Annotated in this window: 8 protein-coding genes; all 8 read right to left on the reverse strand. The window is 51.0% G+C overall.

Annotated features, from left to right (window positions below; genetic code table 11):
• Nucleotides 1-54 precede the first annotated feature (54 nt).
• The 8 genes from PAT3040_RS15385 to PAT3040_RS15420 all read right to left on the reverse strand — a co-directional run bounded on the left by PAT3040_RS15385 (nt 55) and on the right by PAT3040_RS15420 (nt 14,115).
• The gene (locus tag PAT3040_RS15385; protein ID WP_108993435.1) at nt 55-1,050 is read right to left on the reverse strand and encodes a sugar phosphate isomerase/epimerase family protein; all 996 of its coding nucleotides are present in this window, start codon (nt 1,048-1,050) and stop codon (nt 55-57) included.
• 28 nt (nt 1,051-1,078) lie between these two features.
• Nucleotides 1,079-4,654 (reverse strand): DUF5722 domain-containing protein, encoded by a 3,576-nt coding sequence (locus PAT3040_RS15390; protein WP_108993436.1) that lies wholly within the window; start codon nt 4,652-4,654, stop codon nt 1,079-1,081.
• Between the two features lie 29 nt (nt 4,655-4,683).
• Nucleotides 4,684-5,571 (reverse strand): carbohydrate ABC transporter permease, encoded by an 888-nt coding sequence (locus PAT3040_RS15395; RefSeq protein WP_108993437.1) that lies wholly within the window; start codon nt 5,569-5,571, stop codon nt 4,684-4,686.
• Nucleotides 5,572-5,587: 16 nt separating this feature from the next.
• A complete protein-coding gene (locus PAT3040_RS15400) occupies nt 5,588-6,484 on the reverse strand; it encodes an ABC transporter permease (protein WP_108993438.1) in 897 nt (298 codons plus the stop codon).
• A 76-nt stretch (nt 6,485-6,560) separates the two neighbouring features.
• Entirely contained in the window at nt 6,561-8,258 is a 1,698-nt protein-coding gene (locus tag PAT3040_RS15405) for an extracellular solute-binding protein (protein ID WP_181376636.1), read from the reverse strand.
• Nucleotides 8,259-8,394: 136 nt separating this feature from the next.
• Nucleotides 8,395-10,032: a response regulator transcription factor gene (locus tag PAT3040_RS15410; protein ID WP_108993440.1), complete on the reverse strand. Its 1,638-nt coding sequence runs from the start codon at nt 10,030-10,032 to the stop codon at nt 8,395-8,397.
• On the reverse strand, nt 10,007-11,779 hold the full coding sequence (locus tag PAT3040_RS15415) for a sensor histidine kinase (RefSeq protein WP_108993441.1): 1,773 nt from the start codon (nt 11,777-11,779) through the stop codon (nt 10,007-10,009). The genes PAT3040_RS15410 and PAT3040_RS15415 overlap by 26 nt, the downstream gene beginning before the upstream one ends.
• Before the next feature lie 245 nt (nt 11,780-12,024).
• Nucleotides 12,025-14,115 carry an MMPL family transporter gene (locus tag PAT3040_RS15420; protein WP_108993442.1) on the reverse strand — a complete coding sequence of 697 codons (2,091 nt, stop codon included), beginning with the start codon at nt 14,113-14,115 and terminating at the stop codon, nt 12,025-12,027.
• Nucleotides 14,116-14,117: the final 2 nt, after the last annotated feature.

The raw sequence follows: 14,117 nt of genomic DNA on the forward strand, positions 1-14,117 counted from the left end.
TCGGCGTAATCAACTGTTAATCCATCAATTGTAATCATGCGCCGTTAATCCTCCTTATCGAGCCGCATTCGGAACGGATAACAGCATTCGGCGAAGATAAGCCGTAATTTCCGGCGAACGGCCGTTCCTGATCAACGCTTCGACTTCGGCTTGGTCCATGGAATCGACAAGGGCGGCGAAAGTCTCCATCGCGTTAACCCCTTCCCGCACCGCCGCAAGCCCATCCTCCCGGTAAGGGTATTGATCGATGGACAACCAGCCGTTATATCCCGTCCGCTTAAGCCAGTAGAAAAATTCCAGCGTCTCGATCGTATGCACGCTGCCAACGATCATATCGTCGTCCCAGTGGCGGAAATTATCGTTCATATGCACATGAAACAACCGATTGCCGTATCTCTTGAGCAAAGCGACCGATTCGGCCGGCGTCTCGTAAGCGTTAAGCGCGTGTCCGAAGTCGATCGTCACTCCGATATTGTCCGTGCCGGTCTCCTGGGCCATTAAGACGGACATGGCCGCCGTGCTCAGGTAGCTGTGCGTTCGTGGCTCCTTCGGCTTGTATTCCAGACTTATCCTTACATCCGGTCGATAGCGGCACACTTCCCGCAATCCTTCGGCGAACCAGTCGCGCTCTTGCATATAATCCGCCTGAAACAAATAATCGTAGCCGTCCTGACCTGGCCACAACGAGATGAGATCGCCTCCCAGCTCGATAGCCGCGTCGATCATTTCTTTTGTATGGGCGACCGCTTCGTTGCGAATGGCCGGATCTTTGGCCGCGAAGCTGCCGTACTTCCATTTCATCTGTCCAAAGTGATCGGGAATAATGGATACTAGCTTAAGTCCGTGCTCCTCCAGATGCCCTTTCAGTTCTTTAACGTTTTTATCCGTGACATGCCATGTGCCGACCAGCTCCACGCCGGTAACTTGAGGAATCTGGGCGACGCGCCCGAACAGCTCGGCGATGGAGAACGGCTCCGCGTATCCCCCGGTCACATATCGGTCCGAGCAGCTCCCTACATTCGATAATATAACGGAATAGCGATGACTCATTGCGGATACCTCCAATAATGTTGTAATGTCATTCGTTGCTGACGAGAATCGTTTCCTGCGCTATGCTCCTATATTTGAATCGAATGCCGACATCGCCGCCCGCGCTCGGATCATAATCGGATACCTGAAGCGTCATCGACTGGGTTTCCCCGGTTTTCAATCCGTTCAGTTTCAGTATCTTGGGATGGAACGACAGATTGCCGATCGGTTCGATTCGAATCTGACCTGACATTTTTTTGTCATCGTAATTAGTCACTTTTACCGTAATGGTTGAGCCCGGGGCCAGCTCGTCAAGATCAGTCGTCGCGACCATATCGATATTGGGCAACCCGCCGATCGCAGTGTTTTTGCTCGAAAAGCCAACCTCGTCGATCAACAGCGACCCGCTCCAGCTTTCGTTGGTCGTCTTGCGCGTCCAAACCTTGATTCTATCGATCGCATCAAGACCTTCCCAGCCTTTAAGATCTAGAGACAATGCATGCCAGCCTTTGCTAGCGTCGATTCTTGCTAAACCTTCTGCCGCAAGATCCCCACTGTACACTTTCACTTTCGCGTAATAGGTATGAGACTCCTCAGGTTCGGTCAGCTTGACGGCCAGATTGAGGTGAGGCTTGTCGGTTGCGTCGATCGGTTCGGCAAATTTTTTCTCCGCGCCTTTCCACAGCCGTTCGAGTCCTACAAAGGTCATTCTTACCAGGTCCACGAAGTCGACTTTCAACGAACCGGAGCCTCCATAAGCATCTGCGGTCGTTCTGCTGACCCCGTAAGAATGATCCGCAAACTCCCATCCGTCTATGCCCGTTTCGAACTTATCGCCGCCGACGATATGCGGCGCTTGCTTGTTAATCGCTACGGGAACAAGCTGCGGCGGCATGCGCTGGGCAAGCTTGGTTGCGTCGAAGTTTGGAACAACCTCGCTCCAGTTCTCGATACCGATGATCGGCTTGGCGAATTCGGCGACTTCAAGCGAACGATCCGTATCGATATATTTGAACACGTCGTAAATAAATTTGCGGTCCTTCGCCACGAAACCCGGCAGCTCCGTGTTCGCTGTCCATAACCCCATATTGAGACCCGCTGCCGGAATATCGAGCTGATTAAACATAATGAAAGCGTCGATGCCGTCCAGGAATCGCGACTTGTAATAAGCATAAACGTAAGCCGCGGCTTGGAGCCGCTGTGCTTCCGGCGTATCGTTTTCCGTGTGGAAGCCCTGTTCGGATAAAATAATCCGTCTGCGCTCATTTCCATATTTCAGCGTTTCCTGCCCCATGTATCGGTCGATAACCTGGAGGTTTTTGAACGTAATTTTGGGAGAATCGAAGCTGTCGCTCACATATTCCTGATCTTCCCACGTTCGCGGATCCAGCATGTTCTCCGGATACGGATGATGCGCGAGATGCCAAGGGTAATCGCCGCCCAACTTGGATAGAACGTTCATCTTGTCGACGACATCTTTGCTCCCGTAGAAACGGGTCGGCTGATTGGGCATGTAGGGTTCGTTCCAAGCATTATCGACCGAGATATAGACCCTTGCGCTGTCGGAATGTTTGCGGACGGCCTGATAGGCGAGCCGAACGGATCTTTCGTAATGCTCCATGAATTGATCGACGGACTTGTCGCCCATGTTCTGCCAGATCCAGGCGGAATCGACCTCGTTGCCCACGATGTAGCCCATCGCTCTACCATATCGCTGATCCTCTCTCGTATATCGATCGGCAAGAAACTCCATGGCGGCCTTGTAGTAGCGGACGCCTTCGGCGTTCGTAGTGTTGAATGCATAGACGGTCCCCTGGCCGCGTGCGGCATCTGGGTGAATCAGCACATTCGTCGATCCGTCCGGGTCGTCCGCGTCATACAGGATAAGAACCAGGTTCACGATTGTGCCGTTGTCGGACATCGCCTTTATCTCGCGATCCAGCTCTTCGACGGCGTCCTTATGAAAGTGGTAGGCCGTGCCTTCCGAATCGAACGCGATCGCATTGTTCGGATCCGTATCGTCCTTATACATAAGGCCGTTTACGACGACGGTCAACGTTGCGTAGCTGACGCCGAGCTCCTCGGCATCGTCCGTCATCTGCACATTCAGGCCTTTCTTGGATAGCGCGTCCGGGTACGCAAAGGAATGTTTCGCCGGAAACGCAATATCGGTCACGGACTTCGGAGCGTCGACGTAGCGTACAGGGCCGTCTTCTCCCGCCTCTCGAACAACGACCAGAAATTTGGAGTAATAGCGATCCCTGTCCCCGTCGAACCGATCCAGATGAAGCGAAAACGTATCGTTGCCGCCTGGAACCGCGCTCGTCGATATCGGAGTCAGAGCATCAATATCCGGCTCGTACTGGTAAGGAGCCAGCTCGTAAAGCTGCAATTGGGCTGTCGACGTATTGCCAACGCCAACGCCAACGCCATTACCGATATTCGCATCGTCACCGATCCTTCCGGTTACCGTCACGGCGTTTGCATCGACGCGAATCTCCGATACCTCCCCGATATAATCGTAGATCGGGCGATCCTGCTTGGCGAAGTCAATGCCGTCTATTGCAATCGTATTCGTCCCTGATCCGACTCCCGCCAATTGAAGCCGCAGGCCGGTCACTTGCCCCGTCCACCTCGGATGCCCGATAAGCCTGGCCGAGTAGACGTTCTCTCCGTCAATCTCTTCCGCGGACTCCAGCGCCTGCGACTTGGCTTCGTCAAATTCAGGGTCTGTCTCCGTCGTCCAATACAATCGGCCGGAAGCAATTTCGGCGCCGTTGCCGAGCTTGAGCCGCACTAAGTTGTAAACGGCCGGGTCCAGCTTGAGCGGAGCCGACGTCATCGCGGAATTCCCTCCCGCCAAGCCCAGCGACAGCCTGCCGTCCGACACCGATGGAGACTCAATCGAATCATTAAACGACCATCCTTCGGTGTCCCCTTCATACGAAAATTGCCAGTCGAGCATGTTCGCCGCATGTACGTAATCGATATAAAACTCCGTATTCGGCCAATAGGGCAAAGGGTCATCAGGATGTTCGGCGCGATCGAAGTCATGCTGAAAGCTGACCTCCAGCTTATCGATCGCACTTCGTCCGGCCCATCCGCTAAGATCGATGCCGATCTTGTTCCAATTGTTGTTGTAGACCCTTACGATGCCCTCTACCGAAGTGTCGCCGCTGTATGCGACAAGGCGAGCGTAATAAGGTTCATCATTCGGCAAATAGCCAAAATGATTGTAAGCCATCATCAGGTAGCGTGAATTCGAAAGATCAAGCGGTTGGTCGAACGTTCGGCTAGCCGTTCTCCAAACATTGTTCTGCAAGTTCGGTTCGCTTTTCAATGCCAGAAATCGGCTGCCCTCGTAAGGAAAAAACACATTCCACGCTTGAGCGGCCAGGCTGGCTTCGGACACGTTGTCCCCCGCTTGCCAGTTCGCCAGCGATTCGTCCGACTCGAAATCGTCAATGACCGTATATGGAGCAAACTGTCCGACCGTTCTCATATTCGAAGTAGGAGACACAGACGCGTCCAATGCATGTACCGCAGTCGTACGGGTTCCCGCGTTGACCGACAGGAGCAGAATCAGAGCCAAGCAGAAGGCCAATAGCTTCTTCCAAGTTCTCATCCAATCTAACCTCCAGTAGAAGTAAAGGATTATTCCTTAACGCTGCCAAGTACAATGCCATGGATAAAGTAACGCTGCAAAAACGGGTACACGAGCAAAATCGGCAGCATGCCGACGAATACCTGCGCGGCACGTGTCGTTCGATCGGATATTAGATTGTATACCCGCGCCATCTCCGGATCGGTGAACTTGGACAGGTCCGGCATCGTAATGACCGTCTGCAAGTAGCTGGACAACGGATAACGGTCCGGACTATTCATCAGCAGCAGGCCGTCAAACCACGAGTTCCAATGTCCAACGACCGTAAACAGCGTAATCGTCGCTAGCGCAGGCGTTGACAAGGGGATGTAAATGCTAAGCAGAATCCGCCAGTCGCCCGCGCCGTCGATTCGCGCCGACTCGTTCATCTCCTTCGGCAGGCGGCGAAAGAAATTAAGCAGCAGAATGATATTGAACACCGGCACAGCGCCAGGAAGCACGAGCGCCCAGATCGAATTAAGCAAATCAAGATTTTTGATCGTTAAATACCAGGGAATCAGCCCTCCTCCGAACAGGATCGTGATCACGAAATACCAGACGTATACCGATCGCAATCGGAAATCCCCGCGTTCCTTCGATAGAGGGTACGCGCACAGCAGCGTCAAGGCGAGATTAATAACGGTGCCCAGCACGACCCGCTGCAGCGTAATGCCCATTGACCGAAAAAATTGCCCTTGAGAGGCGACATATTCGTAAGAAGCCCAAGTAAACTCGCGCGGCCAGAATAATACATTGCCTGCCGTCACCTGGATTTTGGAACTAAGAGACAGCGCCAACACATGCACGATAGGCAGAAAACAAAGCGCAGACAACAAGATCAAAATAGCGTAATTGACCAGATTGAAGCTTCTTCTGCTCCAGGACGTTCTCGTTATCATCCGACAGCAACCCCAATCAGAAAATTCTGTAGTTGGCGAATCGATACGCCAGTCCGTACGATACGGACACAAGAACAAAGGAAACGAGTGATTTAAATAATCCCAGCGCGGCGGACACGCTGAATTGATAGTCTTGAAGCCCGATCCGATAGATCATCGTATCGAGAATATCCCCGCTCTCAAGCACCGGAGCGCTGTACAGATTAAACACTTGATCGAAGCCGGCGTTCAGCACGTTGCCGAGACTTAACGTCATCATCAGCACGATGATTGGAGCCATGCCGGGAAGCGTAATATGAAGCGTCTGCTTCCATCGGTTCGCCCCGTCGATGACTGCTGCCTCATACAGCGTCGGATTGATGCCCGTGAGAGCGGCTAAATAAATGATCGTATCGAACCCGAACTGCTTCCACGTATCGGATATAATCAGCGTCCACGGGAACCAGTTATTGTCGCCGAGGAAAAAGACGGACTGCATGCCGAGCGCCTCAATCATTTGATTAACAATCCCTTTTAAGGATAAAATATCCATTAAAATGCCAGCAAGAATGACCCACGACAGAAAATAGGGCAAATAAATGAGCGTCTGCACCGAACGTTTAAACAAAGCGCTGCGAATTTCGTTTAACAGCAGAGCCGTTACAATCGGAACAATTAGATGCAAAATGATTTTCATCGTCGCTATAAAAACGGTATTCCACAGCACCCGGCTAAAATCGGGCAAGTCGAAGATGTACTGAAAGTTTTCCAATCCGACCCATTCGGAGTCGAGGAACCCTTTTGTCGGATAATACTTCTGGAAGGATATGATAATGCCAAACATTGGAACATAGCTGAACAAGAAGAGAAACACCACTCCCGGAAGCAGCATGATATGGTTGGAGCGTTCCTGTCTCCATTTTTGTTTGAACATGGTTGCCTTCACCTCCCGCCGCCGCAAGGGATCGAACGCGTATACGTCCGTTCCCCGCTTCCGGCATCAGCCTTCCTTAGCGATTCGCCTCGTACCATTCATTGACTTCTTGCGTAATTTGATCCCCGCCAAGCTTTTTCCAATTGGACACATAGTTGTCGAACTCGTCGATCGGAGCCGCGCCCATTATGATTTTGACGAATGTTTCATTCTGCATCGTGAGCAGTGTCGACATCTTCTCTTCCATCGTTTTGGTCGCGCCGCCAAAATATTTGTCAATGACGACTCCGTCCGGCTGCTCCTGGTACTTGACGCGAATCTCGAACGGGCTCACTTCCGGTTGATGGATCCACCATTGCTGCCATGTATCAGGATCGCTTCCATCGGTTCCCGAGACCACATCATACGTTTTCTTAAGCGCCTCGTTTAGTCCGGAAGGATCTCCCGCCGCCAAAGCGTCGCGCACCAAATTATAGTTGTAGTCCTTGATGTAGCCTTGAACAGGCGACAGCACATGCATCGCGTATTTGGCGTTTTCCGCCCAGGCATATACTTGCAAGTCGTTGTTGGTTCCTTCCTTGTCTTCGCCATACACCTTTTGAAGGAACAGATTCATCATCTTTACTGCCGCTTCCGGATTAGAGAAACCTTTTTTTACGACATAGAAGCCGCCTACGGTTACGCCTACGTTTGGTTTGGCCGGATTGCCGTCAACGGAAGGGAGTGGAAGCGCCTTCCATGACGCGTCGGGATCGTTTTTGATCAAGTCGGCTGCAATCAGCGCCGATTCCGATATCGTGCCGTAGAACATGCCGAGCTTGCCGGATACGACATCCTCTTTTAACCGATTGTAATCTTTTGTACCGAATTCCCGATCGATCAACCCGTCCTTGTACATTTGCTGCAGTTTGCCGAGCGCCGACTTCATCTCCGGCGTCGTACTGCCGTAAATCAAACCTTCATTTCCGTTCTCGATCCAAATGTCGGGATACGCATGATAGCCGTTCAGAAAACCGCCCATCGCACCTCCGCCCATCGTAGCGCTCAAAATGCCGAGACCAAGCGTATCCGCCTTTCCGTTCTCGTCGGGATCCTGCTTTACGAAAGCTTCCGCTACCTGAACCAACTCGTCGATCGTTGTTGGCTCCTTCAAGTTCAGCTTCTTGAGCCAATCGGCGCGGATGTACAAAGTGACCAGCGAATCGCGCGGATCGCCGCCGTAATGCGGAATCGCCATCAGCTTGCCGTCATAGGTCGCCATCTTCTGCGCGGACGCCAGCGCATCCTGAACTTGCTCCTTTAGATAAGGCATGGCATATTGATCGAACACTCCCGTCAAATCTTCCACCATATCCGCTTCCACGAGCTGAGTCAGCTGTTTCTTGGTCACGCGCATAATATCCGGAATGTCGCCCGAGGCGATCGATACATTCATCTTGTTCTCGTATTGCGTGGAATCCACCATCCAATCCCACTTCAGATTGATCCCTAGCGCTTCCCGGTACAGCTTCGTCCAGCGATTATCGTTGTCCCACGTTTCCCCTTCCGGGAATGTCGCCCATCCTTCCGTGCTAAGCACGGACTTTACCGTAAGCGGCGGATCGAACTTGCCGAACGGATTGCCGTCTCCCTGCTCCCCGGTCGGACTTTCATTACCGCCTGTCACAACCGGCTTCTTGCCTTCATTGCCGCCATTGTTGTCGCTGCAAGCGCTTAACAAGCTCGACGCGAGCACTACGGCCAGCAATGGCATCCATCCTTTTTTACCGAACATTTGTTTACCCCCTCGATTGGATTTGACAAACGATTTCATTGCGCAAACCGATTATAACAACGCCCGCGAGTGCAGCTCTATTCCAATGATTTTACTTTCCGTTGCATCTTTTTGTTTGCACTTTTTCGAGATCCGGCTAAACGCTCGCTTCTCTCCACTCCTGCGGCGTCTTCCCCGTTACTTTCTTAAACACGCGGTAGAAGTATTGGACGGAAGTAAAGCCTATCGCCGCGGGGATATCCTGGATGCGGTTGCCGGGGTCCTCCAACAATTCCTTGGCTAGCCGAATCCGGCAATCCGTAATATATTCGGCAATGCCCACACCGTTGTTCTGTTTGAACAGACGGGACAAATAAGACGAATTGTGGCTGACAGTCTCCGCTATAATCGTCAGGGACAGGTCATTCGTCAGATGATCGGCAATATACGTTTTCACTTTCATCATCAGTTCGTTTTCGCTTTCGCCGCGGGAACGCTCCCTGAAGTCGAATATCGATTCCGCGCATTTGCGCAAATAATCGGCGGCGTCATGAGGCGCCGTCATCAAGTCGGGAAAAATAAGACGGCCGATGTCCCATCGCTCATCAGAGCCGCAAAGCTTCAATTCCTTCGTATGAAAAGACAAAATAACCGAAACGGCCATAAAATAATGTTTCTCCTGACTTTCCGAATCCCGTTGCAACAGCAGCTCGTCCAACAGATCGAAAAACAACTCCCGACGATTGTTTTCGAGCATCGAGGCGAGATTGCCGATTAAAGAAGCCGCATCCATGGGCAAGGGACTCTCTGATGTGCCGTTGCCAGCAAACTGTTGATCGATCATCAGCACTTTTCTTCCCGAACCGAGCCCCCGCGCCAGGTTGCTTCGGAGCAAAGCGAATTTGCTGCCGACCTCGGCCCAGCCCACAGGCGTATCGGCAATCAATACCGACAGGTCGAGCTTGATCAGATCCTTGCATGCCGCCTGAATCATTTCGAACGTTCCTTGCACGAACCGGATGATCATGCTCCACGTATCTTCCTGCACCCGGAGCGAGCTGCTGGGTTGAAGACTTTTGGGCTGAATCATCCATACGATATTGAACCTGTCCACCGGGAGCGATATTTGCGTGACCATAGTGTCCAGATATTCTCCTGCAATGTTTCGAATGGAATACAGGAGCAGATAACGGTCATAATGGGACACATTTTCCATCCATTCGTCCACGCGTCCGATTATCGCAAGCACGGGCATCGAAGGTTGCAGCGGAATGTGCAAGTCGGCGAACTGTTTGGAGAGCTCCCGCTCCTCCAGGCGCTCCCCCTGAAGAAGCTGGCGAATAAAGTCCTGCTGCAGCGTTTCAAACGCCATTCTCATTTGATTTTTCGATTTGACGATCAAGGATTCGATTTCGATTTCGTCCCGAAGCTTGGCGACAGCCTTTTCAACCGCTTCGATCAGACGTTCGTCGCCGTCCGTCTTTAGTACGTAATCCAGCGCCCCTCCTCTAATCGCGTTCTGCACGTAATCGAAGTCGTTGAAGCCGGATAAAAAAATCACTTTGCATTTCGGCCAGTACCTCATGATTTCCTGTTGAAGCGTAATCCCGTCCATGCCGGGCATTCGAATGTCGGATACGACGATATCGATTTTGGTCCTCTTAAGCCAATCCAGCGCTTCTCTCGCCGAATAGGCGCCAATGACCTCCAATTCGAGATGGGACAGCTGAGAGATCACCTCGATTAAACCATTTACCACATAATCCTCATTATCGACGATCAGCAATCGATTCATGTTCTTCCTCCTCCGCGGCAGGCAGATTGATTTCTACGCGCATACCCCCAAGCTCGCTGCGGGAAATGCGCAAACCGTATGACGGTCCGAATTTCAGGATAAGGCGTCTGTGCACGTTGAGCATACCGGTCGTCTCGATATCGTCCGACAACGAATTCTCTGGCCGATTTAGCTCATCCAGCCGTTCATCGGTCAACCGATCGCCGTTATCCTCGATGATAAGCGAAATCATGTGCGGGGACGCAACTACGGAAAACTTCAGTACTCCACCCTCATCCAATTCTTCCACTCCATGAATAAACGCGTTCTCGACAATGGGTTGCACAATGAGTCTTGGAACGAGACGGTTCTCCCATTCGGCAGGCAGCTCCTCCCAGTGGATCGTAAGCTTGTTGCCAAACCTCATCTTTAAAATATCGGCGTATGTTCTGGCATGGTCGACTTCCATCCGGAGAATCGCCTCCTCTTGGGCATTGCGAGTAATGTACTTCAAATAATCGCCGAGCAGTCGAGTATACGGCTTGATATTAACCGTATCCTCGTCTTGAGCCATCCGGTGCAGCCGGTAATAAGCGTTATATAAAAAGTGGGGATTGATTTGAGCCTGAAGATGTTTTAGCTCGGCTCTCTGCGAACGGATATCTTGCTCGTATACATCATGGATGAGCGATTGAATCGTACCCACCATTTGATTGAACTGCTCGTAGAAATAATCGATCTCATCCCGGCTTTTTGATTGCAGCTGCACATCAAACGATCCTTCGCTCACTTTGCGAAATGCCCTGACAAGTCTTTGCAGCGGCCGTTGCAAAAATAGATAGATCCAATAGGCATAAAGCAGAATAATGACGATGGCCGTCGCAATGAGAATGCGAAACCACATTTGGTAACCCGCCAACGGTTTCAGAACCACTTCCTCGGGCATATAAAGCGTCAATGCGATACCAAGCTCCGGCAATCGTTCAAATGCCGCCATATATTGGCGATTGTCAGCAGCAGTCATTACCTGCTGTCCGGATACCTCGGCATACGATTGATTAAGCTGGGCCATCTGACGTTGCAGCGGATCATTGCTGTCATCCCCGGAAATAAGCCAACTTCCTTCCAAATCGGATAATATGGCGTTTCCGCCGCTTTCCGTCAGCATTTGCGAAAGTATGGACTGAATCTTTCCCCGATTCAGCGAAATCTCGATCCAATAAGCAGGCAAACTATTTTCGTAAGTCCCGGTAGGGAAACGTTCCGCCAACATCAATTGGTTTTGCCAAACGAAAATCGGCAACGAGCTGCGGTTCAGAAGCCGATGGACGGAAGCCTTTTCTTCATCGATGCTATACGTTATTCGATTTGGATAAATAATTTTGTGCTCGGAAACCATAAATAATCCCACATCGTGAATGTAGGGACTGGACGACTTCAGCGTCTTCATCTTTTTTTGCATCAAGAGCACTTCCAACCGCCGTTCGTAATCGGTCATGATCGGCGACATGGTGCTGAACCTCTGAATATCCGGATCAAACACATATTCCCGCTTCAGGCTGATGATATGCTCCAACGCCGAATTCAGCTCATTCACATAAAAGTGGACTCTGGATGACAACGAATTGGTTATTTCCCGCCGGATCGCCGCTTCCCCTTTGATGACAATGAGTGAGCCGATAAACAGAATCGGGATGATGGCCGCCATAAAAATCAAGACGATCTTTGGGTACAAACCGATCGAGAGCAGATTGCGCCGAATGCTCATAATATTCACTTCCCTTATTGTAAAATAGCTTCCTTCGGGCGATTAATGAAGCAGTTCCGCGACGAATGGGCATATCGGCCCCTGATCTCATTGTAACAAGTCCGCTTCCCCTTTAAATGTTGTAATCATTTTACTTTTTATTATACTTTTTTGATCTGCGCTGACGTAATCTTCGGGAGACTAAAAAAAGATGACCCCTGTTTCGTACCAGGAATCATCTCTTGAGTGTAGCAAACCCTATTTATCTAAAGGCGTTTTTCTCGTCGACGTATTAACATCATCAACGCCGGTAAGGCGATTGGCCGAACAAGAAAGGTATCAAGCAATACGCCTACCGCTACCGCAAATCCGAAGGCCCGCAATTCCACGACCGGCTGCGTCATTAATACGGTAAACGTTGCCGCCAAAATAAATCCAGCGGAGGAAATAACGCCGCCGGTTTTCGCGAGTCCCATTCTTACCGCCTCTGTATAGGAACGCGTCTTTTGCTCCTCGCGGATCCGTGCGACCAGCATGATCGAATAATCGACGCCGAGCGCCACGATAAATAAAAACGTATATAATGGAATGCGGTAGCTTAGCCCCTCATATCCGAGCATATTCTGGAATACGAAAACGGTTATTCCCAGCGCGGCGCTATAGGATAAAAGAATGGTAACCAACATATAGATCGGCATGATCCAGGATCGTGTTTGCAGCAGCAGCATAAACAGAATAAGCAAAGCGACTATGATCATAACGATTTGTTCGTCGAATGCGTTAACCGCTTTTATATCCGAGTTGACAGCCGTGTCTCCTGCAATCCATAACTTCGCGTCCTCGATGCCGCTATCCTGAAGCAGCGACCTTTGATCGGCCAGAATGGTATCGGTCGTCAAAAACGCTTTGTCGGTAAATGGATTATGAACAGGCACAAGGGTAAGCTTGGCCACCTTTTCCGATTGATCCGATAGCTGCGTGGTATGAACGGAAGCAACGCCTTCCCTTTCTTTCAAGACTTCCGCCAGCCGGCGAATCTGCTCTGCCGAAAGGTTCTCGGAGCTCTCCACGATGATCGTGCTGGGCGACACATCGCCAGACGAAAACGCATCGCTCAATTTTTGATATCCTTTGACGGAAGACATCTCTTGCGGGAATGAGTCCAACAGATTAAACGTATATTTTATGGGCGATATCATAGCAATGCCGATCGCGAGCACGAGCATAACCGCCGCGAGCGATTTCTTCGGATTTGTTGTTACGAAGAGGCTGAATCGGCCCCAATAGGTCTGCTCAACTGGTTTCACACGATGTTTGTCGATTCGGAAAGGCCAGAAGGCCTTGGTGCCTGCCAGCGCAAACAAAGCCGGCATTAAGGTCAGCCCCGCAGCAATCATCACCGCAACCGCCACGGCAAAGACGGGAGCGAAATTACGATACGATTCGAAGCTCGCAAAAAATAACGTCAACATGCTCATAAGCACGGTGCCGCCGCTGAACAAAATCGGCTCCGTCACGTTTCTGACAGCCAGCTTCATCGCATCCTGGACAGAAAAACCTTCCAGCAGATTTTCTTTGAACCGCGAGAATAATAACAACGAATAATCCGTAATAACCGCGAACAGCAGAACCATCATAATGGACAAGGCTTGTTTCTCGATTACAAATATGTCTAACTGTCCCATCAAGCCGAGCAGACGATCTACGACTGCATACGCGATGCCTGCTCCGATTAGCGGAAGAATAGCGAGCAATAAGGAACGATAGATAACGATGAGGATCAAAAAAATAATCGCAACGGTAGATAAGATCAATACTACATCCGCGCTTGAGAAAACCCTGGTGGTATCCGCCATGATTCCGGCCGGACCCGTGTAATCGAGCTGCACGTCGGAGGGAAGCCCCGCCAACGTCTCCTCTTTCATGACATCAAGAAGCTCCATCACGGCGTCGTTTTCCAGATCGGCTGTCAAAAAGCCGGGCACAAAAAACGTTTTGGCGTCCTCCGCTACGAACGATTGACGCGCGCTTGAGGGCAACTCGGCAACATGTATGGCCTTCAATTCCCGCGACTCCAGAACTTTTTCTAAGAAGACCGAATAATCCATAATCTCTTGTTCCGTAAATGCTGTGTCCCTGGACAATACAACAAACAATGGGATTCCCTCATCCGACGGAAAATACCGATCGACCAGCTTCTGGGCCTGAGCGGATTGGCTATGCTCCGGCAATCCATGGTTCGTAACCGGAGAGGTTTGCTCCTTGGAGGAATCCGCCACGACAGACAATAGACCGGCTAGCAGCAGCCAAGCCATCACGATCAACAGCCATACCCGGTTCGTACTCCACCAACGCATGT

Source organism: Paenibacillus agaridevorans, assembly GCF_003112455.1.
GTDB classification, from domain to species: Bacteria; Bacillota; Bacilli; order Paenibacillales; family Paenibacillaceae; genus Pristimantibacillus; species Pristimantibacillus agaridevorans.